We start from the raw sequence: 26,097 nt of genomic DNA, 5'->3' as shown, positions 1-26,097 counted from the left end.
TAATTTTCAGTATGTTGAATAGAAACCCTAAATTAGTTCTTCGAGGTGGTTTCCGAGCTGGGAGCCATATAGGAGCCACGCGGATGGAATTTGCGACGCATGGGAGCGTATCCCAGCAAGCATTGTAAAAAGAAGCATCCCGCTCGCCGGACCACTCGGTCATCGAGGCGGCCCGTCAGAAGCCGATCGCCCAACTTCTCCTTAAGGCGCTTGATCGGGTTGGGGAACAGATCACTTTAGAAAGCTAATCGGGCTATCGTATAAATCAGCGCCCCCCTCACGCTGAAAAGCGGATCAACTCGACCGATATGCGCCCCCTTTCCGCCATTCAACAGCGATTTGCCAGCGCTCAGAAGCGGACATCCAAGTTCGCCTTCGATTGCGCCAGGATCAATCTTGACACCGCTCGATGCGTGCGAGAGCGCGAGCGGGGGAAACTAGAACATTTCTGCGAAAAGACGCCGATGGGTCGTCCCGGTCAGCTCGATTCAAGCACATGTAAGGAAAGGTGCTGCATCCCAATAGGACCACCGTCGTCAGTGGCTGAGGTTCAGCTTGCGAGTTCGGCGATCGGCGTGTGCATATCGAGTTTGAAGCCGTTAGCCTCGTAGCGCAGTTGGATTTCGCTTGAACGGCCAAGGCCCATCGCAATCAGTCGCGATCCAAATCCCTTGGCTGTCGGGGCCGTCACCGGCGGCCCGTCTGATTCATGCCAACGAAGATCGAGATGGTCGCCATCGATCGTCCATGACAATCGAACGCATCCGTCAGCAACCGACAAGGCACCATATTTGGCGGCATTGGTGGCAAGCTCATGCAGCATGAGCGACAGTGCCACCGCAGCGCGTGAGCCGATGGCGAGATCGGGGCCATTGCGCATGATCTGACCACCTGGATCGTGCGGCTCAAGAGAATGACTGATGACCTCGCGCAGCGATGCCGACGCCCAGTCCTGCTGGAGCAGGATGTCATGCGCATGCCCCAGAGCCCCGAGGCGATGGCTGAAACTCTCGATCGCCGACGGTTCGGCAGCCCCGCGCAGCGTTTGGGAGGCAATGGCCTGCACCAGAGCCAGCGTATTCTTGAGGCGGTGGCCCAGCTCCTGGTTTACCAGACTAAGGGCTGCCTGCGCCCTTACCGTGTCGCTGGTCTCGATAACGGTATCCATCATGCCCATGATGGTGCCATCGGCAAGGCGCAGCGGGCTGTAGCAAAAGGTGAACCAAGCCTGCTCGTCCTTGCCGGTTCGATCGATGATCAGCGGGAAGTCCTCGATGTAGGTAGCTTCGCCAGCATAGGCGCGTGCAGCGATCGGCCCGATTTCGCTCCAGATTTCAGACCAGATATCCGCGAATGACCGGCCGAGCGCGACATGTTTGTCGCCGAGGATGGGCACGAAGCCGTCATTATAGATCGTGGTAAAGCTCGGGCCCCAGACTATCGCCTTGGGAAAGCGCGAGCCGAGAATCTGATGGACGACTGCTTCAAGTTCAGATGGCCAGTTCGCACGTGCGCCCAGCGGGGTGGTGCTCCAGTCGAAGGCGTCCACGCGCTCGCGCATGGATAGCGCAAGGCAAGGCAGTGCGGTTATCTCAGGAACAAGGGCTATATTTGTGGTCTGTCGCAACGTCGTTTCCCCAGTCGCGCAAGCGGGAGCACGAAGCTCTCTGCCGGACAAATGCTCGCTGGGTCATCGTCATCCGATAGGCAGGGGGTAACACACATGGCGGCACCCGTCTAAGTTTATCGGGACGAGGTCGAATGCACAGACGGGCAGAGCAAATTTCGCTCAACTCCTGCGCCACCGAGGGCAGCTGAGCGAGTTTGAGGGTCGCCCTGACGATCAGACCATAAACTGGGGATCGTGGGCCTCTCTACCGCGTTCGCCCTGAACACCCACCACATGCAAGGAGAGATGTCATGGCGCAGACCGACATCGCTACGGACGAAACCAATCGGCTCATCGCCTCGAACAAAGTTGAGGGCACCACCGTCTACAACGCCCAGCGCGAAAAGCTCGGCTCCATCTACAATTTCATGGTCGAAAAGCGCTCGGGCAAGGTGGAATACGCCGTGCTTCAGTTCGGCGGCCTGTTCGGGCTGGGGAGCGATTATTACCCGCTACCCTGGGACGTACTGACCTATGATACCGATCAGGGCGGCTATGTCGTTAATCTGGACAAGAGCGTTCTGGAAAAGGCACCCCGCTACGCAAACGACAGCGAGCCGGCCTACGACCGCGCCTATGGGCGAGAGGTATATGGCTATTATGGGCTCAACTACCCCTTCTGATCAGACTGAAGTGGCCGGCCCCAAGGGGCCGGCTATTCTTTGCGCTTATGACGCCTTGTCGCTAAGCGCCTCGCCGCCTTCCTCCTCCTCCAGCAGAACGGCTGCTGCACCTGCAGCCGACAGGCGGACCTGATTACCCTCGACGGCAACCACCAGTCCTCTGGAGAAATAGTGATGGTGGTCGGAATGCGAACCGCTGTCCGCTTTTGTCATCTTGATCCGATCACCCTCGACCTTGTCGACAGTGCCGATATGAACGCCATCTGCGCCGATGATTTCCATATGCTCCTTGATTTGGCTCAGGTCCGTCATCTCAGTTCCTTCCATCGGGTGAACATTCTGTATTCATTTTGCCGGGCTGAGCTCGATCAGGCGGCCCCGGGCATCGGGTCGCAATGTCCCGCGCGCCCTAGACGGAGCGATCTAGCCGTTCACAATGATCCCGCCATTTGGATGGAGCACCTGCCCGGACATGTAGCTGGAATCCTCACAGGCGAGGAACAGGAAGGCCGGGGCGACTTCATTGGGCTGGCCCGGCCTACCCATGGGCGTGCTCTCGCCAAAATGCTCCAGCTTTTCAGGCCTTGCGCCGCCGCATGGATTTAGCGGCGTCCATATCGGTCCTGGTGCGACCGCATTCACGCGAATGCCATCGCCGACCAGATTTTCCGACAATGACCGCGTGAAGGCCGTGATCGCCCCCTTGGTCGAGCTATAGTCGAGCAGATCCTTGCTGCCCTGATACATGGTGACGCTCGTGCAGTTGACGATCGCCGCGCCCGGCTTGAGGTGTGGGCGCGCGGCCTGAGTCAGGAAGAACATACCGAAGATATTCGTCTGGAAGGTTCGACGCAGCTGTTCCTCGGTTATGTCTGTAATGTCGTCATCGGGATGCTGCTCGCCGGCATTGTTTACGAGAATGTCGATCCTACCGAACGCATCGAGCGTCTTGCGCACGATCTCTTCGCTGAAATCTTTCTCCCCAATATCGCCGCGGATCGTGATCGCCTTGCGGCCTTCGGCCTCGACGATCCGCTTCGTTTCGGCGGCATCGTCATCTTCGAGCAGATAGACGATGGCGATGTCAGCGCCTTCGCGGGCATAAAGCGCTGCTACAGCGCGTCCGATGCCACTGTCGGCACCCGTGATGATCGCAACCTTGCCCTTTAGACGCTCCGAACCCTTGTAACGGGGCTGCCAGTCGGGCTTTGGCTCGAGTTTGCTTTCGTGCCCGGGAAGCGCATCTTCGTGGATCATCTGGGCGGTCTCGGTCATGGCGGCATCTCCTTTGAAGACAGAACCCTTTTCCCGCCGATGAGTTCTCCTGTCTGAGAACGGGTGATCGCATGCCTGCGGCAGCCGACACCAACGGAGACGATCGATGCCACTCAAGGCCTTGGCTCTCAACTGTACGCTCAAGAGCGACGCGAACGAGGCAAGTTCGACCGACGCGATGATCGCGGTGCTGAAACACGCATTTTCCGACCGTCAGGTCACGATTACCGAAACAGTGCGGGTGGCAGCGCTCGATATCAAAGCCGGCGTGACATCCGACGAAGGGGACGGCGATGCCTGGCCTGCGCTGCGCGAGAAAATACTCGCGCACGACATCCTCATCTTCGGCGGCCCGATCTGGATGGGGCAGATCTCCAGCGTAGCCAAACGCGTGCTCGAACGGATGGACGCGTTTCTCTCGGAGGCAGACGATCAGGGACGCATGCCCAGCTATGGGAAAGTCGCGGTGGCTGCGATCGTTGGGAATGAGGACGGCGCGCATTTTTCATCCGCTCAGCTCTTTCAGGCGCTAAATGACGTTGGGTGGACGATCCCTGCAGTTGCTGCCTGCTACTGGGTCGGAGAGGCGATGGGCTCTACGGATTTCAAGGATTTGGCAACGACGCCGGACAAGGTGACGGAAACTGCAAAGATGGTGGCTGGTAACGCCGCGCATCTGGCCGGCTTGCTGCAGAAAAATCCCTATCCCGGCTGAGTCAAAATTCTTGCTCTGATCAGCATGCAGGGAGAAAGCTTCGTGAAAGATACAGGATGGATTGCCGCAACGGAGTTCGTCCGGCATCCGTCCATGGTCGGCTCGGCCTTTCCCGCAAGCGCCCGAATGGTGCGTCGCATGCTTGCCCCGTTGGACTGGTCCCACATCGAGGTCCTCGTCGAATATGGACCGGGCAGCGGCAGATTCACCTTCGAGATGCTCAGGCGCATGCGTCCAGATGCGCAGCTGATCGCGATCGAAACAAGTCAAGCGTTCGCTGCCAAGCTGCGTGAGAAGTGCGACGATCCTCGCCTGGTAGTGGTCGAAGGATCAGCGAGGGATGTCCGCCGCAATATCGGTGCGGAAACTTGCGGAAGAGCCGACTGCATTCTCACCGGTCTGCCATTCTCGACGCTGGGCGAAACAGAGGCGGACATTATCATGCACGAGACCGCGCTGGCGCTGAAGCCGACTGGTGTTCTTGCGGCATATCAGATGCGCACTGCTATCCGCCGCCTCATCGATCGCAATTTCGCTCAGGTGCGGAAAGGCTTCGAATGGTGCAACATACCGCCCTGTCACCTTTATTGGGCGGCCAATCCTCTAAAAGGCTCAGAAACAGGCGGGCGCTTCGATTCGGCAAAGAACGATCCAGAGCGCGTCTCCTGACAATGCGGCAAACCGATCGACACAGATCGGGGCGATTTGGCTACTGCCGCGTTCAAGGATTGGCGGGGGCAACCGACAAGGAGATGGATCATGCCTCGCGGAGACAAGTCGAGCTACACCGACAAGCAGAAGCGCAAGGCCGAGCATATCGAAGAGGGCTATGAGGACCGCGGTGTCGGCAAGGAGGAAGCAGAGAGGCGCGCCTGGGCGACGGTCAACAAGGAGTCCGGGGGAGGAAAGAAATCTGGCTCTGGCCGCGGCAAGAAGGAAAACCACGAGAGTTCGCGCAAAGGCGGCCGCAAGGGCGGATCGAGCCAGAGCGCCGAAAAGCGCTCGGCTGCCGCAAAAAAAGGCTGGGAAACCCGCCGACGCACGGGAAATACCTGATGTCGATCTACAAGATGATGGCGCTGCACCCGGATTTGAGTGGCGCGCATGACATTGAGAGTGTCCTGGTGATGAACTGCAAATCTTCACGATCTTCGGGATAGCGGCTTATGACGGAATGGATCACCGCGATTGTCGAGCAGATGGGGTACTGGGCCATCGCGCTGCTCATGCTGCTTGAGAATGTCTTTCCCCCCATACCCTCTGAAGTCATTATGCCCCTGGCAGGCTACACTGCGGCCGATGGCGGCCTCAACATCATACTTGTCATCATATCCGGCACGATAGGGACGGTCACTGGCGCCGCCTTCTGGTGGTGGTTGGCAAGCAAATGTGGCGAACGGCGATTAAAAAAGCTGGCTGACAGCCATGGGCGCTGGCTTACCTTGTCGGCCAGCGATATCGAGCACATTGACGACTGGTTCGATCGGCACGGCTCATGGGCCATTCCTGTCGCTCACATCATTCCTGGTATGCGCACCCTGATTTCGATTCCGGCAGGCCTGTTCGGCACCACCTTCGCACGGTTTGTCATATTGACTACGTTGGGATCGGCTGTGTGGAATAGTGTTCTTGCAGGAGCCGGATACTTTCTCGGCAAACAGTTTTCGGCAGTCGATCGTTATCTCGGGCCTGCTGGCCTGGCGATCATGGCGGCAGTCTTGCTGTATTATCTCTACCGCGTCATCACCTTCAAGCCGAGTGCCGAAAATGCTTGAAGACGACCTGCCCACGACCCTGATGAGGCTCGGCCTTGCGACGCTTCTGGGCCTCGTCCTGGGGTTCGAACGCGAACGCCACGGCCACGATGCAGGCCTGCGAACACATGGTCTTGTCGCGCTGAGCTCAGGGATGCTCACCTTGTCTGCCCTGGAACTTGTGGAACACCATGGGGAAGGCGATCCTGTTCGCGTCATACAGGGGCTTGCCCAAGCTATCGGCTTTATTGCCGGAGGCCTGATCTTTGTGCGCGGAGGCGACGTCCGCAACATGACAACTGCGGCCAGTCTCTGGATGGCAGCGGCGGTGGGCATAACCGCAGGAGCCGGGCAGTATATTCTGGTGCTGGCCGGCACTGCCCTCGCAGTCTTGCTGCTGGTTGCTGCCACCCTCGTTGAACGCATGCTACCGAAAAATGGTGGTTCGCCAGATAGTCAGAAAACCGTGCAAATGCCGAACCGCCGTGGCTCTGCCGTTCCCTCTCCTCCACCCGATCAGCTTGGCGAGGAGGAAAATCCGTGCCGCTCTTCAGTTGCGGCATGGAGCACCCATCCTTTTCAATAAGGCGGGACTGTCAGTTAGCGGCCAAGATCAACGAGAGCGGCTCGGCGGCACTGCGCCCAAATCGGATATTGCGCCCGGTTTGCCACGCGCCCGAAACCAGCCATTCGTTTATCTTGCGCAAACGGTCCGAGGAAAAACGCTCGTTGGGATTTTCCTGCCGGTTCCTAGCGATGTGTCGAACAACGGACCCATCAGTACCGACATTTAGCGTTCGCCTATGTGCGGGCCTGCGCATGGCCGAGAAAAGGCGGCACGGTTTCCCGGCCGCCTTGAGGTGTTAAGCTTCGCGCGTCAGAACTGAACCCCTCGCGTAATCCCCCCATCAATCAGAAGATTTGTGCCAGTTATGAAGCTGGCTGCAGCGCTTGCAAGAAACACCACCGCGTTCGCGACCTCCTTCGGCGTTGCCATGCGGCCAAAGGGGTTCTGCAGAAGACACTGTGCAAAAACTTCGGGCGTATCGCGCTCGATCTGCCCCCAAACGCCGTCCTCGAAATAGACATTGCCCGGAGAGACTGTGTTGACCCGAATCATATCGGTCGCATGTCGTACCGACAGCGTCTTCCCGTAATGGATCAGCGCTGCCTTCAAGATCCCGTAGGGCTCAGCAAACATGTCGACTTCGCGACCTGATACGCTAGATATCAGTACGACCGATGCAGCAGTCGACGATTTGAGAAACGGTAACGCCGCGCTGACCATGGTGACGGTGCCGAGCAGGTCGGTTTCGAATGCTCGCCGCCAAGTGTCCAGATCGCTGCCACCTGCGAGGGCGCTAACGTTCGGCACGACTATATCAATGCCGCCCATACGCTCTGCAGCGCGGTTAACCCACTCGGTCACTTGCTGAGACTTCGTGATGTCTACAACTGAGCCGAAGGCAGAATCGCCCAGTGCTGCCTGCGCCTCCAGCACACCGCCCTCACCTCGTGCGCAGAACGCGACCTGCGCGCCTTCCGCAAGGAACAGTTCCATGATCGCTCGGCCAATGCCGCGCGAACCACCGCTGACAATGACCTTCTTACCCTGAAGCCCAAGATCCATTGAGAGATACTCCTAAACTAGATGAGAAGAAGGGCGACCCGAGGGCCGCCCTTCCGGTGTCATTTGCGGGGAAGCGCAAAAGCAATTGTTTCGTCACTGTAGCGAGTGCCCAGGGCTCCGTGACCACCAGCGGTGATGACCACATACTGTCGGCCATCTGGACCGCGATACGTCATAGGCGTTGCGGTAGCCCCTGCCTTGAGGCGGTGCTTCCATAGCTCCTTGCCTGTCTTGGCATCGAACGCGCGAATGTACTGGTCAGTCGTCGCGCCAATGAACACCACACCTCCAGCCGTTGCGATCGAGCCGCCCAGGTTCGGCGTACCTGTCGGAAGCGGCAGGTTGTGCTGCAGACCGAACAGGTTGTTGTCGCGCGAAGTGCCCAGCGTCTTCTTCCACATGACCTTGCGGGTATCGAGGTCGATGCCGACCATTTCACCCCAGGGCGGCGGTACGCAAGGAACCATGAATGGGCTGAGCCATGCTCGCAGCGTGGCAAGGTAGGGGGTCCTCTCCTGTACACGCACGTCGAGTTTCTTGGCATTCTCGCCGCCGCTGCTCTTACGCTTGAGGAGTTCCTTAGCCCGGTCCGTCGTGCGATCTTCCAGCTGGAAGTAGAAAGGCATGTTCATCGTGTTGACGAACATCATGCGCTTCTGGGTATCGACAGAGGCACCGCCCCAATCGGTCACGCCATCAAAGGCTGGATTACCGATGGAACGCGTCGGCCCGATCGGCGTGAAGATACCGCTGTTACGAGCACGGGCGAGGTCGATCCGGCAACTAAGCTGGTCGATCGGCGTCGCCCCCCACATATCCTGAGGCGTAAGCTTCGGCGGCGTAAGGCTGGGCATGCCGACCGAAAACGGCTGTGTCTTCGAAATGAACGTGTTGGGAGTAGCGCCGACCTGGTCGACAGGACGCTCTTCTACACGTGCAATCGGCTTGCCGGTCGCACGGTTGAGCATGAAGATTTGGCCCATCTTGGTCGTCTGGATGAGCGCCGGGGTTCCATCCTTGAGGTTGAACAGCGAAGGGCCGATCGGGATGTCGAAGTCCCTGCTAGGGAAAGCTTCACGATGCAGCATGCTAAACTACGCCTCAACACGATAAGACCTTGTTAAATTTGGCCTTATGGAGGCGTATAAAGAGCGCATTGTACGCCGTTGCTCGCCCGGACTTTCGTCCGCGCGGTTCTTATTTGGCCCCTAGGCTCTCTCCACCGAGGAGATTCAAATGCCCACTCAAAAGCTTACGAAGCGACTTCTCGATGCCGCCGAAGTGCAGCCAAAAGCCTACGAACTTCGAGATACAGAGGTCCCGGGCTTCCTTTGCAAAGTCACTCCCGCTGGCTCCAAGATATTTATGCTGCAGTATCGGACCTTGGCAGGCCAGCGTCGCAAGCCTGCTATCGGCTCTTTCGGCGCACTGACCGTGGAACAGGCTCGCGCAATCGCTCAGGAGAGGTCTGCTAGGGTCCGCGCAGGAAAGGATCCATCTCAGGCCAAAGACTATGCCAGAAAGAATCCGACGATGCGGCAGTTCTGCGACGAATTCATTAGCCGTCACTCAATTCCTAATAATAAACCCCTGACTACATATGGGTATAAAGTGCTCTTCAGAAAACACATTATTCCTCGAATCGGCGCGATTAAAGTAGATGAGGTGACCAGAGTTGATATTGCCAACCTCGTCCGAGATATGGCGCGTGTACCCATTTCGGCGAACAAGGCGCTCGATATCCTAAGGTTTATGTTCAAATGCGCAGAGGTCTGGGGCCATAGGACTGACGGAACAAATCCTTGTAAAATGATTCCGCGCTATCCTGCGGGCAAACGCACGCGACTGCTCTCGAATGCGGAAATGAGGAAAGTGTTCGACTATCTCGATCGGGCGGACACGCTCGGGCTGGAACATCCGATTTATACCCTCGGTATCCGCCTCCAGTTCGCCTTCGCGGCTCGAATGTCCGAGATCACAAATCTGGAGTGGTCATGGATCGATTTCGAAGAACGTCGAGTGACTTGGCCAGACAGCAAGACCGGGCCGATTTCGAAGCCGATCAGCGCCGAGGCCTACCGCCTGCTGAAATCGGCCCCCCGCTTCGAGGGCTCACCCTTTGTCATCCCAGGCACGACCAATTACATGAAGGCGCTGAAGCCCGGTCTATATTGGCAAGCTTGGAAGCGCGTTCTCACTGCATGCGAGATCCCGCATGTCGGGACGCATGCCATCCGTCACCGCACTGCAACGGACATCGCAAATTCTGGCGTTCCACTGAAAGTCGGGATGGCGCTGACCGCCCATAAGGCCGTCAAGGTATTCATGAGCTATGTCCATGCCGAAGACGAGCAAGTCCGAGCTGCCGCCGAACTTGTTTCAGAACGAAAGTCAGCAATGCTAGCCGGACCGCCGGTCGAGAATATCGAACTCAAGCCAGCTGGTAAAATTCGTGGACTGTCGCCCAGGAAGTTAGGTGAGACGAGGAAAATTGCTGCCACCCAATGGAGTGCGGTAAATGACCGATGACGGCGAAAATCCCGCGCGGGCAATCGACTGGCGTTCGTTGCTATTCGTCAGAGACATCGCGCCTCTTCCACTGATTACCGCCCGGGAGGCTGAGCACCGCTTAGGCGTACGCCTGCGGCGACCAAGGCAAGAATGCGGGCGGCGCGTGAAGATTCCCTACTTTAAGATGGGCGGTGCCATTCGATACGCTGAAAGTGACATTGAACTTTACTATAATTCATCTGTACTTGGGCACCGAATGCCGAGATTTAGTAATTATCCCTTCAGCGATATATCAACAAAAATAATAGTTCTCGATCACCACGGAGTGGCGACGTTCTTAACCCTCGATATCCGGACCATCTGGAAGTTCCGGCAGTTTGGTTACGGTCCGCAATATCAAACTTACGGCCGCCATGTCCGCTATTTTCTTGGGGACGTCATTTCGTGGCTCAAGAAAAGTCGACGCATGGATCCAGGACACTCCGACCGACAACTCGATCCTCACGAAGCTGAACAATCTCACACCTGACGGGGGACAGTATATGAATTATGTATTTAACACGAGATGAGGCCAATCGAACTGCGAGCGGTCAACTTCTGCAAAGACGTACCTTCGCTAGGCCTTGTTACGGCTGCGGAAGCTGAACGGATATTAGGGATCCGGAAAGAAGATCTTTCATACTACAGGGCGCGCGGTTATGGATTGCCATACTTTAAAATCGGTAGAGCAGTTCGATACTGCTCAGAGGCTGTTTGGAAAATCGTTGGCGGGGGTTGTCGCGAGGCTCTGCGTCTGATTCAGGCTCTGGATGTGGACCCATCAGAGCCGAGGGCGCATGGCCCAGATTGCGAAGAAGACGAAGCGCTATCCCAGTGATCTGACCGATGAGGAATGGGATCGCCTAGCGCCCCTGATGCCCAAGCCGGGGCGCCGGGGCCGTCCACGCGAGGTGGATTTTCGCGAGGTAATCAACGCCGTGCGCTACCTTGTTCGGTCGGGCTGTGGCTGGCGGATGCTGCCGATCCATTTCGGTGCATGGCAGACGGTTTATGGCTGGTTCCGGGAACTGGCTCGCAGGTTCCTGTTCCAGACGATCCACGACATCGAACTGATGCTCGATCGCGAGCGCCAAGGGCGGGAGGCCAGTCCGAGCGCAGCAGTGATCGACAGCCAGTCGGTCAAGGCGCCATCGGCAGAAAAGCGTGGGTTCGACGCAGGCAAGAAGGTTTTCGGGCGCAAGCGGCATATCGCCGTCGATACCGATGGACGGCTGCTGATGGTCAACCTGACCACTGCGGACATTTCGGACAGCGCAGGCGCCCAGACCATCCTCGATGGCATCCGCAAACGCTGGCCCTGGATCAAACATCTCTTCGCCGATGGCGCCTATGACCGCCTCAAGCTCATGGACAAGGCCAGCTACCTGGATTTCGTCGTCGAGGTCATTCGACGCAGCGATCAGCAGCAGGGCTTCAAGGTTCTGCCCCGACGATGGGTCGTTGAGCGGACCTTTGGCTGGATGATCCGATGGCGCCGATTGGTCCGCGATTACGAGAAGCGCATCGACGTCTCGCAGGCCATGATCCTCGTCGCTATGGGCGGCAATCTCCTACGCCGAAACGTTCACCCCTGATTTTCCAAACGGACTCTCAGTCGACATCGGTGTATACAAAGCCAAGTTCGAAGAAGGCTCACCATCGAGAGAATATGCGAAAACCCCTTCATCGATATTTTCGGACGAGGAATTATTATCGATCCAAAAACTGCAAGTAAAATATTAACTTTGAGCCATAAGCATCTGAACGATTTACGCTCAGACGGCGGGGGGCCGCGTTTTATACGTTTTGGTCATTATATTCGATATTCGATGGATGAACTGATTTCCTGGCTAATCAGCGGTCGAGTTACTCCGATCATTCATCGATGATTACGTCGTAAGATCGGCGTTCATCGGAGCCCGGCGGTCCCACAATTGGCGGCAGCAACAGAACACACGACTTGGCTGGCAAAACGAACAACGCCTTCCGGCGCCTCGCCTATCGCTAGCCGAAAGCGCCGCTCTGAGTGAGTTCGGCCCAAGCGCGCGCGGTACGAGACGACCGCGCCGCCGTCCCAGGAGCGATTGTGACGACGGTACGTTAGAAGAGCCATGACCAAAGGCAACTTCACCCCCAATCCGGTCAAGCGTGCCATCCGACGAAAGATCGTCGAGATATTCAACGACCACACCAGAGGCGAAGAGCCGGTCACCAAGAGCGAAAATGCGCTATTCCTGCCGACATCTGTCGCCTGGCGAGTCCATGGTGACGTCGCCTCGATGATGGCAGGCGGCATCGCTAGCCTTTTGCTCCAGATGTTGCATCCCGGCGTTCTGGCAGGCGTGTGGGACCACTCCAATTTCCGCGCCGACATGCACGGCCGGCTGCGGCGTACCGCCCGCTTCATCGCCACAACCACGTATGCCGATCGGTCCGCAGCCGAGGCTATGATCAGGCGGGTCCGGTCCGTCCATGATGGCGTCAAGGGGCATCTGCCGGACGGCACGGCGTATCAAGCGAACGAACCCGCGCTTCTGGCGTGGGTGCATGTCACAGAGACCCACAGCTTCCTCGACGCCTGGATTCGCTACGGCGAGCCCTGGATGTCACGCGCCGACCAGGACCGATACTTTGCCGAGATGGCCTTGATCGGCGGGGCGCTGGGGGCAGAACCCCTGCCGCGCACGCGGGCCGAGGCGAACCGCCTGATAACCGGGATGCGTCCGGCGCTGAGGGCGGATGCGCGAACGGCCGAAGTCGCCCGGCTGATCCTGCATCCGGTCGCAGCGAACCGGCTCGCTGGCCTGCCCGGCAGGCTTGCCGCACAGGCCGGTGTCGATCTGCTGCCACGCTGGGCCCGCGCGTTCCATGGCCTGTCTCCCTCGCCGCTTCGAACACCGCTGGTGCGCGCGAGCACGCTGGGCGTTGCGCAGGCGCTGCGGTGGGCATTCAGGTAATGGCCCGCCAGGACGAGCAGCTACGAGACCTGCATCGCGCGATGCACGACGCGGCGGCGCAGGGGGATTTTGAGCAGGCGGCGCAACTGCGCGACCGGATCAGCCTGTTGCGCGGCATTCCTGCCGATACGCTGGCACAGGACATCGATCCCTCCGGTCTCGTTCGTCAACAACCGGGAGCGATGGGGCTTGGCACAAGCCGCGGGCACGTAAAGCCACCTCCTGGATGGACACCGCCGAAGAAACCGGACCCACTAACAAAGGGCCGCCGAAGGAGACGCAAGGACCCGGACTGACCTGCACCCGGCCGTAGGAAAGGATAACTTCGTTGCGTCTTCCGGGAACGCGGGGGCCTGCCGGAGGCTTTCTTCCTCGATACCGGGCGGCGGCCCTATCCACGCCCCGAACCGAAGGAAATCAACATGTCCAAAAGCGATCCGGAAACTCCGCGCGGCCCGATGGGCGATGCGCGCCCGGACTCATTCGATCCGCACGAGCAGAATGAAAGCGGCCAGAAGCCTCAGAAACTGAAGGACCGACCTTCGGAAAGCACCGTCAGGCCCGAAGACTATCCTGAAGACCAGCGCGCGAAGGGAGCCTGACGAAACGGTGTGACCCGGCTCAGCCGCCCGGTGACGCCGGTGCGGCGCGATGCCGCCATCAACACAGATCAATCAAATTTAGCCGGCGGGCCCCTTTTCTTTCGCTTTCTCTGTGCGTTGTGGAGCCAGGATAGTCGCCGCGCCTCCCACGCGATCAGCTTCACAGGCAAGGAGCGCAATCTGACTGACATGACCATGCGGCTGGAGCTCAGTCACTGGGCAGTACGCCCCGCAACCCAACGGCGCGACTGCGTCTCAGGTGCGGCGTGAACCTGGCGTTCACCGCGGTCCGCATCGCGCAAACCCTCGCCGAGAGGTCCATCGCCTTCCTGGCGGACGACGAGCAGCAGGCCGAGGCCCTGGCCGAAGTCGTCAAGGCGCTGGCGCCGCAAGGGCATGTCGTCCACGTGCCCTCCAGCGACGCCCTTCCGGGGGACACGGCTCCCGCGACGCCGGCGAACGCGGGGCGCCGCGCGTCGGCTCTGCGGGCCCTTCGCCTGGTGCAAGGCACTTCCGTCGCCTGCATCCTGAGCGGAGAGGCCGCAGCGCGGCGCTATCCCGCGCCTGATGCGTTCGACAGCGCCCCGCCCACGCTGCACCCCGGTGACGAGGCCGACACCCAATCGTTCGCGATACAACTCGAAGAGCTGGGGTATGTCGCCGACGACCGCGTCGACGAGCCGGGCGAAATGGCGGTGCGCGGCGAAGTCATCGATATCTTTCCCGCCGACGCCGGCGGCCCGGCCCGCATCGAGCTGGCAGCGGGCAGGATCGCCGCGATCCGCTCGTACGATCCCGGCACGCAGCGCACGGTTGGCGATCTGGAGCGTCTGGAGATCGGCCGCGCCGCCGAACCGCCGATTGACGAGCCGACGTCCATCCTTGCCCACCTGACGCCGGGTATACTCGCTCTTTCCGATAAAGCCGACCATCGCCGCAGGCGCTTCATCCAGCTTGCCCGCGACGCTATGGGCGGTGCGCCCCATCGCCTGGATGCGATTGACGACATCGCCTGGAAGAAGGACTGCAAGGACTGGAGGCCGGCTCCGTTTGACGCGGACTTCACGCCGGTGCCGCGGTTCGCCAACGAGCGTTCGCCGCTTACCGCGCTGGTGCGTTTCGTGAAGCCGCTGCTCGCTGCGGGACGCAAGTTCGTGCTGGCGGGCAGTGCGCGAGACCTGCGCTTCCTGCGCGGCAAGGTCGTCCGGCGCCTGTCGATGGAAATCGTGGAACTGGACGCATGGGCGGCACTGGATGACCTGCCGTCAGGCTGCGGCGGCAGCCTGACGGTGCCGGTCGACGCCGGATACGTTGACGAGCGCATCGTTCTCGTCGCGGCGGCAGACCTGATGGGCAGTCGCGCATTGATCGGCGCTGGTGGCCCGACCGGCGCGAACCCGTGGCACGTCGGCATCGAAGTGCGCAGCGGAGACGTGGTGGTCCACGAGGACCATGGCGTCGGGCGCGTGCGGGGGCTGGAGGCCTCGCCGGTCGGCGCGGGCGACGACCAGTCCCCTATCGACACGATCGTGCTCGAGTATGCGGGGGGTGCTCGGCGGCTGGTCCCTGTCGATGAGGCCGACCGGATCTGGCGATACGGCGCTGACGGCGACGCGGTGAGCCTGGACAAGCTGGATGGCTCATCCTGGGACAAGCGCCGCGCGGCGATCAACGCCGCGATCGACGAGAGCGCGAAGGCCCTGACGCTTCTGGCGCGCGAGCGCGAGACGCTGACAGCGCCGGTCATGGAGCCCGATCCTGCCGCCTACGAACGCTTCGCGGTCCGCTTCCCCTTCAACGAAACGGCCGACCAGGCGGGAGCCATCGCAGCCGTCCGCGACGATCTGGCGAGCGGCCGGCCGATGGACCGGCTGGTCATCGGCGACGTCGGCTATGGCAAGACCGAGGTCGCGCTGCGGGCTGCCGCTCTGGCAGCGCTGGCCGGCTTCCAGGTCGTGGTCGCCGCGCCGACCACCGTCCTCGTGCGGCAGCACCTGGAGACGTTCCGCCGCCGCTTCGAGGGAACGAAAATCGAGGTCGCCGGCCTGTCACGGCTGAGCAGTGCGGCAGAACGGAAGTCTGTGAAAGCGGGGCTTGCAGATGGCTCGATCGGTATCGTCGTGGGCACCGGCGCGGTGATGGCGAAGGGCGTGAACTACGCCAGGCTGGGGCTGGTCGTCATCGACGAAGAGCAGCGCTTCGGCGCTGCCGACAAAGCCCGGTTGCGCGGCTTGGGGACCGTCCATATCCTGAGCCTGAGCGCCACGCCGATCCCGCGCACCCTGCAGGCCGCGCTGGTGGGCCTGCAGCAGATGTCCGTCATCGCCACGCCTCCCGCCCGGCGCCAGCCTATCCGCACCAGCATCGGGCAGTATGACGATGTGCTCGTCCGTACCGCGCTCACTCGCGAAAAGGCGCGGGGAGGCCAGAGCTTCGTGGTCGTGCCGCGTATTGAGGACATGGCGAAAGTCGCCGCGAAGATAAAACGCGCGGCCCCCGATCTGGTGGTGGTCGAAGCACACGGAAAAATGTCAGCGGCCGAAATCGACGACGTCATGGTCGGCTTTGGCGCTGGCCGGGGGGATATCCTGCTGGCGACCAACATCATCGAAGCGGGCCTCGACGTGCCGCGGGCGAACACCATGATCGTCTGGCGTGCCGATCGCTTCGGCTTGGCACAGCTGCACCAGCTGCGCGGCCGCGTCGGGCGCGGCAACCGGCGCGGGCAGGTGATCCTGCTGATCGAAAGCGAGGATGCTATCGCCGCGCGCACGCTCAAGCGGCTGCGCACGCTCGCGAATTTCGACCGGCTGGGCGCGGGTTTCGCGATCAGTGGCCAGGACCTCGACATGCGCGGAGCAGGCGACCTCGTCGGCGATGATCAGGCCGGGCACATGAAGCTGATCGGCGTCGATCTCTACCAGCATCTGCTCCGTGTCGCGCTGAAGGCTGCGCGCGGCGAGGACGCCGAGCGCTGGAGTCCCGAACTCTGCGTGGGCATGAGCGGCGTGCTGCCCGACAGCTGGATCCCGGAGGCGGATCTGCGGCTGTCCCTTTACCTGCGGCTCGCGCGCATCGAGACCGAAGAGGCGCTCGATGCATTCGATGATGAACTTCTGGATCGCTTCGGAACGCTGCCCGCCGAAGCGGCGATGCTGCTGGCCCATGCCCGCATCCGCCTGACCGCGCGGGCCTTGCGGATCGCGCGCATAGACGCGGGCCCGGCCGCGATTGCACTCACTCCGCGCGTCGATTGTCCGATCGACTTCGCGGCCTCGGGGCTCGCGCAGAGCAAGGGACGGTGGATCCTTGCCGAAGCACTGCCGAGCGAAGCCGATCGTATCGTGCGCGTGGAAAGCCTGCTCGACGGGTTCGAATGCTGACCTGTCGGGCCCAGCCGTGCCTGCCGCGGGATTATCTTTCGGTCGCGTCGGGTCTTTATGCGCGCGGCGATCGTTTCTTTTGCAACAGCGGTCAGGTCCGACCGGGGGTCCACCGGACGGGCATCACATCCCAGAACATGGAGAGCAGGAATGGCAACCGTGAACGACGACGCGCCGCCTACCACCTCGAAATCCCGCGAGATGCGCGACGCCGCGTTGCAGACCTTCACAGAAACGCGGCGTGACACCTTGTTGGGTCGGACCGTGACGATCAACCGGCCCCGCGCGGAACTCTATGCTTACTGGCGCGACTTCGCACGGCTGCCCACGTTCATGGACAACGTCGAACGGGTCGACGTGCTGTCGCCGACCCGTTCGCACTGGGTCGTCAAGGCGCCAGGCGGAAGGACGGTCGAATGGGACGCGCTCGTCACCGAGGAGAAGGAGGGCGAAATGATCGCCTGGGCCTCCACCGAAGATGCCGACGTGCCCAACAGCGGCCGCATCGAATTTCGCGACGCAGGCGATCGCGGCACCATCGTCACCGCCACGATCGTCTACGACCCGCCCGCTGGCGTGGTGGGCAGGCTCATCGCAAAGATGTTCCAGCGCGAACCGGCGATCCAGGCGCGGCGCGATCTGCGGCGCTTCAAGCAGCTCATGGAAACCGGCGAAGTCGCCACCTCGTCGCGCACTCGCGCGCAGATGCACGAGGAGGCAGCCTGATGCGCGCGCTCACCTGGCACGGCAAGCATGACGTCCGCGTCGATACGGTCGACGACCCTGAAATCCTGAACCCGCGCGACGCCATCATCAAGATCACCTCGACCGCGATCTGTGGATCTGACCTTCACCTCTACGATGGGTACATCCCCACCATGAAGGCTGGCGACATCCTGGGCCACGAGTTCATGGGCGAAGTCGTCGAGACCGGCCCCGGATCGACGCTGGTCAAGGGGCAGCGCGTCGTCGTGCCTTTCACCATTGCCTGCGGAAGCTGTTATCACTGCGGCAAGCACCAGTACTCCGCCTGCGACAACGGCAACCCGGCCGACAATCAGGACATCGGCATGGAGCTTTACGGTCAGCCGATGTCAGGACTGTTCGGCTACAGCCACCTGACCGGTGGCTATGCCGGGGGCCAGGCGGAATACGTGCGCGTGCCGTTCTCCGACGTCGGCCCGATTGTCGTGCCCGAAGGGCTTGACGACGACGAAGTCCTGTTTTTGTCCGACATCCTCCCCACGGGCTGGCAGGCAGCTGAAAACGCCGACATCGAGCCGGGCGACATTGTTGCGGTGTGGGGCTGCGGCCCGGTCGGTCTGTTCGCGGTGCAATCGGCCTTCCTGATGGGCGCGGCGAGGGTGATCGCCATCGACCACTTCCCCCGCAGGCTGGAACTGGCCCGCAGGTTCGGTGCCGAGACCATCAATTTCGAGGAATCCAAGACTTACGAAGCCCTGATGGAGATGACTGGCGGGATAGGGCCCGATGCGGTGATCGACGCGGTGGGCCTGGAAGCGCATGGCTTCTTCGTCGATAATGTGGTCGATCAGATCAAGGCCTCGCTGATGCTTGGCACGGATCGCATTCATTCGATCCGCCAGGCGATTGTTGCCTGCCGCAAGGGTGGCCGTGTCTCGATGCCCGCCGTCTATGGCGGCATTGTCGACAAGTTCCCGCTCGGCGCCTTCATGGAAAAGGGGCTGACGCTCAAGACCGGGCAAACCAGCGTGCAGCATTACATGCCGGGGCTGCTCAACGCGATCGTCGAGGGGAAGATCGACACGACCTTCCTGATCTCGCACCGGATGAGCCTGGAGGACGCGCCCAAGGGCTACCGGATGTTCCACGACAACCAGAACGAAGTCACCAAGGTCGTACTCAAGCCCGGCTTCACCGAAACCGCCGTCGCGGCAGAATAGGACACGCATCATGGCTGACAAATTCGCGATCGTCACCGGCGCCTCCACCGGCATCGGCTTTGAACTGGCGAGCATAGCCGCCGAAAACGGCTTCGACCTGCTGGTCGTCGCGGACGAAGGACTTATCGAGGCGGCCGCACAGGACTTTAGGCTGCACGGCGTTTCGGTAGACGCGGTGCAAGCCGACCTGTCGACCCTGGAAGGCGTCGATACCTTGCTGGCCGCCACTGCTGGCCGCCGCATTGATCTTCTCTGCGCCAATGCGGGCCGGGGGCTGGGCCACGGTTTCCTCGAGCAGGATGTCGCCGACTGGCGCCGGGTGGTCGATACCAACATTACCGGCACGCTTTATCTGTTGCAACAGGTGGTAAAGGGAATGGTGGCACGCGACGATGGCAAAGTACTGATTACCGGGTCCATCGCCGGCTTCATTCCGGGCAGCTTTCAGGCGGTCTACAACGGCACCAAGGCTTTCGTGGACAGCTTTGCCGACGCGCTGCGCAACGAGATCAAGGAGGCAAAAGGCGTGACTGTCACGACACTCATGCCCGGACCAGTCGAGACCGAGTTCTTCGATCGCGCCGACATGCTCGACACCAGCGTGGGCGCGTCAGAAAGCAAGAGCGATCCCGCTGACGTCGCGCGCGACGGTTGGAACGCGCTGATGAACGGTGACGCGCACATCGTCTCGGGATGGAAGAACAAGATCCAGGCTGCAGTGGCTCATGTGATGCCAGCCGCAGTCCTTGCCGAACAGCATCGAAAGATGGCCGAGCCAACCTCGCTCAGTGCCGATGATAACAGTCCGCGACCAGCAAGTAATCGGTGATGGCAACGATCCGACGGCGCGGCATGACAGGCCAGGCTCCTCGGGCCGGCACCGCGTCCGATACGAAGGATGGCCGATCGCGTGTCATCACCAGTTATCGATCCAAGTCGTGACGGGATAGAGTGCATCAAAAGGAGAAGACCATGGGTGATACAGTTACCGGCCGGTTCGAGAGCCGCCGCGAAGCGGAGCTTGCGGTGGAACACCTTGTTCAAGAGCATGGTGTCGAACGAACTGATATCTTCATCGAACCAGAATCGAATGCCAACAGCGCGGGGGTTGTCGAAGCCGGCGCAGACGCTGAAAGCGGACATCCGGGCTTTGACAAGAACAGCGAACCAGCCTTGGAGGGGGCGATCACCGTTTCCGTCGACGTGAATGATGATCAGGTCGATGTCGTTCGCGATGTTATGACGGAAGCTGGCGGAGAAATCTGATCTGATTGAGCTTGATTGTTCGGCCTGCCTGCGGATGTCGCGAGCAGGCCGATCTGCGCAAAGCTTTCATCCCGCTTATGCGTGCAAAACCGCCTCAGTCAAAAGGCCCGCCTTTTCAGAATTCAGCATGAAGGAAAAAAAGCGGATCCAGCAACGCCGTCGGGTCCACATATCGGTGTGTTCCGCCCAACCTGGCCAATTTCCACGGGAAGATGGCCACTCGAAACGTGAAGCAAACGTTCGTATCAGTCGTAGTGCGTAAAGCCGTTCGTCGTGCAAAGCCGTCGACGGTGATACCCTTCAACGACTTCCACGACCTACGACAGGCTTGCGTCGGAAATTGTGCGGATTATCGCCGCGAAATTGCGGGGTCGCGTAACTGGAACCATAGATAGTCCGCACAAATGGCGGCCTAAAGAGTTAAAAATGCTTCCAGTCCCTTGCTCTTCCCAGCCATGCCTGGCACCTCTTCAAGCTGCCGCAGCGCGGTGAACCTTCCACGATCCTCGCGATAACGCACGATTTCAAAGCCATGCCCGTGAAGTTGCGGGACAGCATCCAATTGCGTTGCAGTGGCAGTATTCATGTTCATCTTTGTCATGGATTAACCGTTCCTCCTTGTGAAAGATCGGCATTAGGCAGTACTTAAGGGCGGCGCATTATTCGCACAGGCGAGCGCCGTAAATCGCCCGTCACCAACTACTCCATCATCGCAAGCAGGGAGTCTATCGAACAGGTCGCGAAGCCCACGGTACTGTCGGATATTCCATAGGGGATCAGCAACCGATCCTCGACCTTGAGCGCGCCGCAAGTGTAAATGACATTGGGCACGTAACCCGAACGGTCCGCATTTTCCGCCGTGAGCACCGGCTCGGGCGTACGAGCGAGCACCTTGCTGGGGTCGTTACGATCGAGCAGCGCACAGCCGAGGGCATACTTTCGCATGGCGCCGACCCCATGCGTGAACATCAGCCAACCTTCATCGATTGGGATCGGGCTGCCGCAATTGCCGATCTGGATAAATTCCCAAGGGTACTTGGGCTCCATCAGCAAAACGCCCTCGTCGTCCCACGTATCGATAGTGTCCGATTTAAGCAGGAACAGGTTCTTGCCGTCCTGCCGCCCGACCATGGCGAATTGTCCGTCGATCTTCTCAGGGAACAGGGCCATGCCCTTGTTGCGGCCCGCCTCCCCTCGGATCGGTTCGAGATCGAAACGCTGGAAATCACGGGTGCGCAGCAATTCCGACCGGATCGAACTGCCGGAATAGGCGGTGTAGGTACCGACCCATTCGAAATCGCCGCCGCCATGATCGAAGCGCACAAGGCGCAAATCCTCCAGGCCGCCGCGCTGCTGCTCGGTTATCGGGAAGATCACCGTGTTGGACAGGCTCGATTCCGCATGGCGATGGACCGACACCGAGCAATCGGCATCGAACTGGTCCTCCTCGTCCAGTTCCACCGATGTCGCGAAGGCGGCCTGCGGCCAGAGCCGGAAATCGCCGTTGCATTCCGCGATACCCTCGCGAAAGGCGATCGAACTGATGTGGCCTTCGCCCACCGCGCGCAGGCTCATGATGAAACGCACGCAGCCGCCCTGCAGTCCTGTCTGGTCGGGCGAAGGCACGATAGACGGATTCATGAGCGCAGCGGCGGCGAAAGTATACTCATGGCAGAAGTACGAGCCGATCAGCCGCTGCTTGGTTTCCGAGAACAGGGCGGGATCAAGCTCGAGATTGCTCGCCACTTCGTCGAAGCGGCAGGCGAAAATCCTTTCGGTCTGCCAGTGGCGTTCCTTGAAGTCGCGTAGCACGCGCTCATACTCTACTGCGGCGCGCTCCTCGGTGAGTGCGGCAATGTCATTCACCAAGGCCAGCGCCCGACCTCCGGGCGCGTTCTTCGCCTGCCAGCCGAGATGAAAGGGGCGTATAACCACGCGCGCCGGATCGGCGTGCAGACGCGTCTCGAAGATGCGAAGCGGCTCAGACCAAACGTTCTCAGGCCGGTTCAAGCATTTCTCCTTCCCGCGGGAGCGGGGTGGAAAGAGGGACCATTTCCATAAGCGCATAATGCGACAACTGGAAGGCCAGTATCGACTCCGCGCCGCAATTCGCGTTGGCCCCGCGTGGAGTCACGCCATCCCGGCAACGCCCCGTCGCAATGTCAGCAAGGATCGCACCCCGGTCATTTTCGCCAAAGAACCATCGCCATGCCATAATCGCATGTTCGCGCCAGAACGTGTCACCGGTTACTCGCCATGCCGATCCTGCAGCCTCGATCGCCGCCTGCGCTTCGAGCGGCTGCTGGTCGAAAGGCAGGTAGTTGTGCTCTTTGTGGAAGCTCTCCGAGCCGATTGGCCGGAACTGGCGCTTCGCCGAAATCTGCTGAGTGCATATCCATTCCAGCGTTTCCAGACCTGCGCTGGTCCAGTGCTCCTGCCCCAGCAGCGCGCCAGCTTCGATCAGGGCCTGCGGCAGGCGCGGATTGTCATAGCCGATAACCGCTTCGAACCACGCCCAGTCCGGCCGTCCTCTCTCGCAAAGCAGACGAATCAGGATGTCGCCGCCGTGCTCAGCAGCATCGCGCGAGGCGCGATGCCCTGGATCGCGGCGCAGCACCGCGCAGGCGCCGAGCATGGCAAAGGCGATTGCTCGGGGGGCGCCCAGCGGCGCCATGTTCTTGTTCACATCGTCGTAGAGGTGAAGCGCCCATTCAGCGACGCCCTCATCGGGCGACCTCGCATAAGTCTCGCCCAGAGCCCAGATCGCTCGGCCATTCGAGTCTTCGGAGCCCTCATCCTCGCACCAACTGCGGTCGAACCGCATGAAGTTCCGGAAACGCCCAAGATCGGGATTCCAGGCGGATTGCACAAAGGCGGCATAGGCGAGCGTCCACTTCATCCGCTCCGCTGCGGATAGACCCTGCGCCACGTTCATCAGCATGAGCGCGCGGGCATTATCGTCGAGGCAGTAGCCGTGGCGACGGTCTGGAACCACGCCGATCGAATGCTGGAGCATGCCAGTCGCATCGCTCATCGCCAGCACTGCGGCGAGCCCCGGAATGGCGGTGGCCGGCGGCGCCGTCAGCTGGGGCGCTACCGCATGAGCGACCAAGCGCGCGGAGGCGTCGGCAAATCGCGGCCAGACGGTGGCCCGCCCACGATCATAGGCACGCCGCTGCATGGCGGCGATCTCCTCCGGCGCATCAAGGAGGGCATTGACGGCTTCGGCAATGGCTTCGCTGGAGCAAGGGCAGATCAGCCGCCCAACGTCCTGCGCAAGCAGTTCGCGCGCATGGACATAGGGCGTTGAGATGACAGCCTTGCCCAGCGCCACCGCGTAGCTCAGAGTTCCGGATGTGGATTGCTCCAGCCCCGGATAGGGCGTGAGGTAAATGTCACAAGCTTCCAATTGGTCGAGCAGTTCCGGCGTTTCGAGGAACCGGTTGTCCCACATGATGTGATCGGCCACGCCAAGATCTTCGGCCAAGGCGATGAGCTCGTGGCGGTAGGCCTCGCCTTCCTCGACGACGAGGTTTGGATGGGTGGCGCCGACGATGCGATAGAGCGCCTCGGGATGGCGAGCCACTATCGCGGGGAGTGAGCGGATCGCATGCTCCAGCCCCTTGCCCGGGCCAAGCAGGCCGAATGTCATAAGTACCTTGCGGCCTGACAAGCCCAGCATCGATTTGAATTCGTCCTGACGGCCGAACGGTCGGTCCGGCGCGCCGTGGTCGATGACCTCCAGAATGCCTGGCGGTGCGCCGTATTCACTCTCCAGCAGGTCGCGCGAATGACGCGACATCACCATGATGCGCGAGGCGCGGGTCACGAGATGGCGCAGGATGCCGTCCTGGCGCGCGGAAGGCTCTCCCAGCACCGTGTGGAGAGTCAGCACCAAAGGTGCGGCCAGCCGATCGACGAACTGAATGACCATCTCGCCATCAGGACCGCCGAAAATGCCATACTCGTGTTGGAGCCAGACCGCATCAACCCCGGCCTCGTTGATCCGGCGGGCGACGCGGGCATAGTCCTCCGGATCACCACGGGCGATGGTGTCCGCTACGCCCGTATATTCAAGAGGTGTGTCCGGATCATCCAGCGGATAAACGTCCACCGCGATTTCCGGATGAAATTCGCAAAGCTTCTCAAATACGTCGGTCGTGAATGTGGCGATACCGCATTTGCGAGGGGCAAAATTACCTACAAGCGCCACACGCATCTGTTTTTGAGGTTTTGTGCCACTAGCCTCGAAGATCGAGTGGACGCCAGCGACTTCGCGCCCGAACTCAGGGTCTCGAGCGAATGTCATGCGCATCATATGAAACCCTTGAGCGAGAAATGAACACATCTTCCTAAGTCGTTCGCCGCCATTCGGTTTCATGCTGCACTGCAAATTCGGATAGGCCGATGGATCCGCAAGCAATTCGCAAAGACAGGGCGCGGGTAAGCCACACCGCCAATGTGAGGGTGACTGTTAGAGCGGAGCAACGCAGGTGGGCCCAGCACGCCTCCGGAATACCGGTCTAGACTACGCCTCATCCACTTTCGTTTTTAGACAAACCTCGTGCTAATGTTCCCTCGGGCCACCGTTGTGTGGGGCGATTCGATGTGTGGGTTTCTTCCACGGAGGCACACGGCGGTGTAGCCGGTGGGTTCAATTCCCGCCCAACCGGACCTTTTAGCGGGGAGACGCGCGGCGTTCCGGCGACGCTGAGCTTTTTCGAAGCGCGCAGCGCTGCCGGTTCTGGTTTAGGTCAAGTACATCCCGAACGAGGGCTACAACGTTGCGGTCTGCTTGATCATCGGGGGCTTCAGTCGATCGGCCCGGCAACACGCTGTCTAAGAAAGTCGCTGGGATTGAATGTCACAACGCGCCGGGCAGTGACAACTGCCTTTTCGCCGGTGTTCGGATTTCGGGCGAGCCGCCGTCCCTTCTCCCTCTGAACAAAGGTGCCGAAGCGCGAAATCTTCACGTTTTCACCCCGCTCAAGGGCACAGGCCATATGCTCGAGGATCGCATCAGCGAAGGCATAAGCTTGCACAACGGTTATCGGCGTGTTCCTGCTAATTGCCTTTGCGATTTGTGCTCGGGTCAGTGTCTTCCCATCGCGTGCCAAAGCTTTCTCCTTCAAAGGTCAATCTACCACGGGCCCCGCCGAGGTAGCACCCGGTAAGTGAAAGATTTTGAAGAAGGGTGCGGGCGCGACAGAAGGTGGTTCTGTCGCGCCCGCGTCGCGATCAACGCATGGGGTGCGGTAACGATCGCGACTTTCCTGAAACACGCCAGCCCGGCACTGCTATTTTCCGTTTTTTTGCGGGAGAACCCCCGCTTGAACACATCGCCCGAATAATTTGCAGAAGCGTGAACCCTTTGCGCCCGTCTATTTCGAAAAACATGGTTAAGACTGATGGCAGTGTGGTGACCACCCACTTGTGTACGCACTCCTGCCAAAATGCGGTGAACTGAAAGAATATTTTGGCTTTGGCCTCGGTAGAACGGTCATGTCCGGAGCAACGGATGCCGCAGGGAACTTTGCCTTTGATCTATGCGATCGGGCTCGACGCCAAACTCGCCGACTCAAAAACGAAATTCTCTTACGACTAGGGCAGGAAGGAGTGTTCTAAAAACATGCTTCGACCAGTCGCCGCTTCGACGGGCCGACAGTGCTAACGCTGAAAAAGACTAAGGTTTATCCCAACTGCGGGAACGTGACGGCTGGCGGCAAACCGGGACCGTGATAGGTTTGG

The 26,097-nt window shown here is 60.4% G+C and carries 26 protein-coding genes; 17 read left to right on the top strand and 9 right to left on the bottom strand.

The genetic code is table 11. The features are described 5' to 3' along the window. Nucleotides 1-550: 550 nt before the first annotated feature. Complete coding sequence (locus A8V01_RS06430; RefSeq protein WP_170065845.1) at nt 551-1,549, bottom strand: sensor histidine kinase; 999 nt, start codon at nt 1,547-1,549, stop codon at nt 551-553. 371 nt (nt 1,550-1,920) lie between these two features. Here A8V01_RS06430 and A8V01_RS06425 point away from each other — a divergent pair, with 371 nt between their 5' ends. After that, nucleotides 1,921-2,292 carry a PRC-barrel domain-containing protein gene (locus tag A8V01_RS06425; RefSeq protein WP_103095106.1) on the top strand — a complete coding sequence of 124 codons (372 nt, stop codon included), beginning with the start codon at nt 1,921-1,923 and terminating at the stop codon, nt 2,290-2,292. A 45-nt stretch (nt 2,293-2,337) separates the two neighbouring features. On the opposite strand, the gene A8V01_RS06420 is transcribed toward A8V01_RS06425, so the two are convergent. Then, complete coding sequence (locus A8V01_RS06420; protein ID WP_103095155.1) at nt 2,338-2,604, bottom strand: DUF2171 domain-containing protein; 267 nt, start codon at nt 2,602-2,604, stop codon at nt 2,338-2,340. Nucleotides 2,605-2,715: 111 nt separating this feature from the next. Next, nucleotides 2,716-3,567 carry an SDR family oxidoreductase gene (locus tag A8V01_RS06415; protein WP_103095105.1) on the bottom strand — a complete coding sequence of 284 codons (852 nt, stop codon included), beginning with the start codon at nt 3,565-3,567 and terminating at the stop codon, nt 2,716-2,718. A 106-nt stretch (nt 3,568-3,673) separates the two neighbouring features. Here A8V01_RS06415 and A8V01_RS06410 point away from each other — a divergent pair, with 106 nt between their 5' ends. The 5 genes from A8V01_RS06410 to A8V01_RS06390 all read left to right on the top strand — a co-directional run bounded on the left by A8V01_RS06410 (nt 3,674) and on the right by A8V01_RS06390 (nt 6,622). Further along, nucleotides 3,674-4,282 (top strand): flavodoxin family protein, encoded by a 609-nt coding sequence (locus A8V01_RS06410; protein WP_103095104.1) that lies wholly within the window; start codon nt 3,674-3,676, stop codon nt 4,280-4,282. 42 nt (nt 4,283-4,324) lie between these two features. After that, entirely contained in the window at nt 4,325-4,951 is a 627-nt protein-coding gene (locus A8V01_RS06405) for a class I SAM-dependent methyltransferase (RefSeq protein ID WP_245892351.1), read from the top strand. Between the two features lie 90 nt (nt 4,952-5,041). Continuing rightward, a complete protein-coding gene (locus A8V01_RS06400; protein WP_103095103.1) occupies nt 5,042-5,338 on the top strand; it encodes a plasmid stabilization protein in 297 nt (98 codons plus the stop codon). A gap of 110 nt (nt 5,339-5,448) precedes the next feature. Further along, nucleotides 5,449-6,057 carry a DedA family protein gene (locus A8V01_RS06395; protein ID WP_103095102.1) on the top strand — a complete coding sequence of 203 codons (609 nt, stop codon included), beginning with the start codon at nt 5,449-5,451 and terminating at the stop codon, nt 6,055-6,057. Continuing rightward, nucleotides 6,050-6,622: an MgtC/SapB family protein gene (locus A8V01_RS06390; RefSeq protein ID WP_103095101.1), complete on the top strand. Its 573-nt coding sequence runs from the start codon at nt 6,050-6,052 to the stop codon at nt 6,620-6,622. Before A8V01_RS06395 ends, A8V01_RS06390 begins: the two co-directional genes overlap by 8 nt. 291 nt (nt 6,623-6,913) lie before the next feature. Here the strand turns inward: A8V01_RS06390 and A8V01_RS06385 are convergent, their stop codons facing one another. Both A8V01_RS06385 and A8V01_RS06380 read right to left on the bottom strand, forming a co-directional pair. Next, a complete protein-coding gene (locus A8V01_RS06385) occupies nt 6,914-7,666 on the bottom strand; it encodes an SDR family NAD(P)-dependent oxidoreductase (protein ID WP_103095100.1) in 753 nt (250 codons plus the stop codon). A gap of 59 nt (nt 7,667-7,725) precedes the next feature. Then, nucleotides 7,726-8,754 (bottom strand): outer membrane protein assembly factor BamB family protein, encoded by a 1,029-nt coding sequence (locus tag A8V01_RS06380; RefSeq protein ID WP_103095099.1) that lies wholly within the window; start codon nt 8,752-8,754, stop codon nt 7,726-7,728. 148 nt (nt 8,755-8,902) lie between these two features. Between A8V01_RS06380 and A8V01_RS06375 the strand changes: the two genes are divergently transcribed. The 11 genes from A8V01_RS06375 (at nt 8,903) to A8V01_RS06330 (ending at nt 20,349) form a co-directional block, all read left to right on the top strand. Further along, the gene (locus A8V01_RS06375) at nt 8,903-10,195 is read left to right on the top strand and encodes a tyrosine-type recombinase/integrase (RefSeq protein ID WP_103095098.1); all 1,293 of its coding nucleotides are present in this window, start codon (nt 8,903-8,905) and stop codon (nt 10,193-10,195) included. Then, on the top strand, nt 10,185-10,706 hold the full coding sequence (locus A8V01_RS28090; RefSeq protein ID WP_146037206.1) for a hypothetical protein: 522 nt from the start codon (nt 10,185-10,187) through the stop codon (nt 10,704-10,706). The genes A8V01_RS06375 and A8V01_RS28090 overlap by 11 nt, the downstream gene beginning before the upstream one ends. A gap of 280 nt (nt 10,707-10,986) precedes the next feature. Beyond that, on the top strand, nt 10,987-11,811 hold the full coding sequence (locus A8V01_RS06370; RefSeq protein ID WP_103095097.1) for an IS5 family transposase: 825 nt from the start codon (nt 10,987-10,989) through the stop codon (nt 11,809-11,811). A gap of 516 nt (nt 11,812-12,327) precedes the next feature. After that, on the top strand, nt 12,328-13,173 hold the full coding sequence (locus tag A8V01_RS06365) for an oxygenase MpaB family protein (protein ID WP_103095096.1): 846 nt from the start codon (nt 12,328-12,330) through the stop codon (nt 13,171-13,173). Then, the gene (locus tag A8V01_RS06360; RefSeq protein WP_103095095.1) at nt 13,173-13,469 is read left to right on the top strand and encodes a UvrB/UvrC motif-containing protein; all 297 of its coding nucleotides are present in this window, start codon (nt 13,173-13,175) and stop codon (nt 13,467-13,469) included. Before A8V01_RS06365 ends, A8V01_RS06360 begins: the two co-directional genes overlap by 1 nt. A gap of 126 nt (nt 13,470-13,595) precedes the next feature. After that, the gene (locus A8V01_RS06355; protein WP_103095094.1) at nt 13,596-13,775 is read left to right on the top strand and encodes a hypothetical protein; all 180 of its coding nucleotides are present in this window, start codon (nt 13,596-13,598) and stop codon (nt 13,773-13,775) included. A gap of 266 nt (nt 13,776-14,041) precedes the next feature. After that, a complete protein-coding gene (locus A8V01_RS06350; protein WP_103095093.1) occupies nt 14,042-17,158 on the top strand; it encodes a helicase-related protein in 3,117 nt (1,038 codons plus the stop codon). Nucleotides 17,159-17,308: 150 nt separating this feature from the next. Beyond that, complete coding sequence (locus A8V01_RS06345; protein ID WP_103095092.1) at nt 17,309-17,884, top strand: SRPBCC family protein; 576 nt, start codon at nt 17,309-17,311, stop codon at nt 17,882-17,884. Continuing rightward, the gene (locus A8V01_RS06340) at nt 17,884-19,083 is read left to right on the top strand and encodes a zinc-dependent alcohol dehydrogenase (RefSeq protein ID WP_103095091.1); all 1,200 of its coding nucleotides are present in this window, start codon (nt 17,884-17,886) and stop codon (nt 19,081-19,083) included. The genes A8V01_RS06345 and A8V01_RS06340 overlap by 1 nt, the downstream gene beginning before the upstream one ends. A 10-nt stretch (nt 19,084-19,093) precedes the next feature. Further along, complete coding sequence (locus tag A8V01_RS06335; protein WP_103095090.1) at nt 19,094-19,912, top strand: SDR family NAD(P)-dependent oxidoreductase; 819 nt, start codon at nt 19,094-19,096, stop codon at nt 19,910-19,912. Nucleotides 19,913-20,055: 143 nt separating this feature from the next. Further along, nucleotides 20,056-20,349, top strand: coding sequence for a hypothetical protein (locus tag A8V01_RS06330; protein WP_103095154.1), 294 nt, complete (start codon nt 20,056-20,058; stop codon nt 20,347-20,349). 412 nt (nt 20,350-20,761) lie between these two features. Here the strand turns inward: A8V01_RS06330 and A8V01_RS06325 are convergent, their stop codons facing one another. The 4 genes from A8V01_RS06325 to A8V01_RS06310 form a co-directional block, all read right to left on the bottom strand. Next, nucleotides 20,762-20,950: a ComEA family DNA-binding protein gene (locus tag A8V01_RS06325; RefSeq protein WP_103095089.1), complete on the bottom strand. Its 189-nt coding sequence runs from the start codon at nt 20,948-20,950 to the stop codon at nt 20,762-20,764. 98 nt (nt 20,951-21,048) lie between these two features. Continuing rightward, on the bottom strand, nt 21,049-22,359 hold the full coding sequence (locus tag A8V01_RS06320; RefSeq protein ID WP_103095088.1) for a glycoside hydrolase family 130 protein: 1,311 nt from the start codon (nt 22,357-22,359) through the stop codon (nt 21,049-21,051). After that, a complete protein-coding gene (locus tag A8V01_RS06315; protein WP_245892350.1) occupies nt 22,346-24,463 on the bottom strand; it encodes a glycosyltransferase family 4 protein in 2,118 nt (705 codons plus the stop codon). The genes A8V01_RS06320 and A8V01_RS06315 overlap by 14 nt, the downstream gene beginning before the upstream one ends. Nucleotides 24,464-25,160: 697 nt before the next feature. Next, entirely contained in the window at nt 25,161-25,466 is a 306-nt protein-coding gene (locus A8V01_RS06310) for an integration host factor subunit alpha (protein ID WP_103095153.1), read from the bottom strand. Nucleotides 25,467-26,097: the final 631 nt, after the last annotated feature.

This window comes from Novosphingobium guangzhouense, from assembly GCF_002896965.1.
Lineage (GTDB): Bacteria > Pseudomonadota > Alphaproteobacteria > Sphingomonadales > Sphingomonadaceae > Novosphingobium > Novosphingobium guangzhouense.
Note: the sequence above shows the minus strand (reverse complement) of the source record. Positions and strands in the feature narration are given on the sequence as shown.

Bases quoted from the DNA above. Each gene is read 5' to 3' on its own strand.
- A8V01_RS06425 (WP_103095106.1), top strand. From the start codon at position 1,921: ATGGCGCAGACCGACATCGCTACGGACGAAACCAATCGGCTCATCGCC.
- A8V01_RS06420 (WP_103095155.1), bottom strand. From the start codon at position 2,604: ATGACGGACCTGAGCCAAATCAAGGAGCATATGGAAATCATCGGCGCA.
- A8V01_RS06415 (WP_103095105.1), bottom strand. From the start codon at position 3,567: ATGACCGAGACCGCCCAGATGATCCACGAAGATGCGCTTCCCGGGCAC.
- A8V01_RS06410 (WP_103095104.1), top strand. From the start codon at position 3,674: ATGCCACTCAAGGCCTTGGCTCTCAACTGTACGCTCAAGAGCGACGCG.
- A8V01_RS06400 (WP_103095103.1), top strand. From the start codon at position 5,042: ATGCCTCGCGGAGACAAGTCGAGCTACACCGACAAGCAGAAGCGCAAG.
- A8V01_RS06395 (WP_103095102.1), top strand. From the start codon at position 5,449: ATGACGGAATGGATCACCGCGATTGTCGAGCAGATGGGGTACTGGGCC.
- A8V01_RS06390 (WP_103095101.1), top strand. From the start codon at position 6,050: ATGCTTGAAGACGACCTGCCCACGACCCTGATGAGGCTCGGCCTTGCG.
- A8V01_RS06385 (WP_103095100.1), bottom strand. From the start codon at position 7,666: ATGGATCTTGGGCTTCAGGGTAAGAAGGTCATTGTCAGCGGTGGTTCG.
- A8V01_RS06380 (WP_103095099.1), bottom strand. From the start codon at position 8,754: ATGCTGCATCGTGAAGCTTTCCCTAGCAGGGACTTCGACATCCCGATC.
- A8V01_RS06375 (WP_103095098.1), top strand. From the start codon at position 8,903: ATGCCCACTCAAAAGCTTACGAAGCGACTTCTCGATGCCGCCGAAGTG.
- A8V01_RS28090 (WP_146037206.1), top strand. From the start codon at position 10,185: ATGACCGATGACGGCGAAAATCCCGCGCGGGCAATCGACTGGCGTTCG.
- A8V01_RS06370 (WP_103095097.1), top strand. From the start codon at position 10,987: ATGTGGACCCATCAGAGCCGAGGGCGCATGGCCCAGATTGCGAAGAAG.
- A8V01_RS06365 (WP_103095096.1), top strand. From the start codon at position 12,328: ATGACCAAAGGCAACTTCACCCCCAATCCGGTCAAGCGTGCCATCCGA.
- A8V01_RS06360 (WP_103095095.1), top strand. From the start codon at position 13,173: ATGGCCCGCCAGGACGAGCAGCTACGAGACCTGCATCGCGCGATGCAC.
- A8V01_RS06355 (WP_103095094.1), top strand. From the start codon at position 13,596: ATGTCCAAAAGCGATCCGGAAACTCCGCGCGGCCCGATGGGCGATGCG.
- A8V01_RS06345 (WP_103095092.1), top strand. From the start codon at position 17,309: ATGGCAACCGTGAACGACGACGCGCCGCCTACCACCTCGAAATCCCGC.
- A8V01_RS06340 (WP_103095091.1), top strand. From the start codon at position 17,884: ATGCGCGCGCTCACCTGGCACGGCAAGCATGACGTCCGCGTCGATACG.
- A8V01_RS06335 (WP_103095090.1), top strand. From the start codon at position 19,094: ATGGCTGACAAATTCGCGATCGTCACCGGCGCCTCCACCGGCATCGGC.
- A8V01_RS06330 (WP_103095154.1), top strand. From the start codon at position 20,056: ATGGGTGATACAGTTACCGGCCGGTTCGAGAGCCGCCGCGAAGCGGAG.
- A8V01_RS06325 (WP_103095089.1), bottom strand. From the start codon at position 20,950: ATGACAAAGATGAACATGAATACTGCCACTGCAACGCAATTGGATGCT.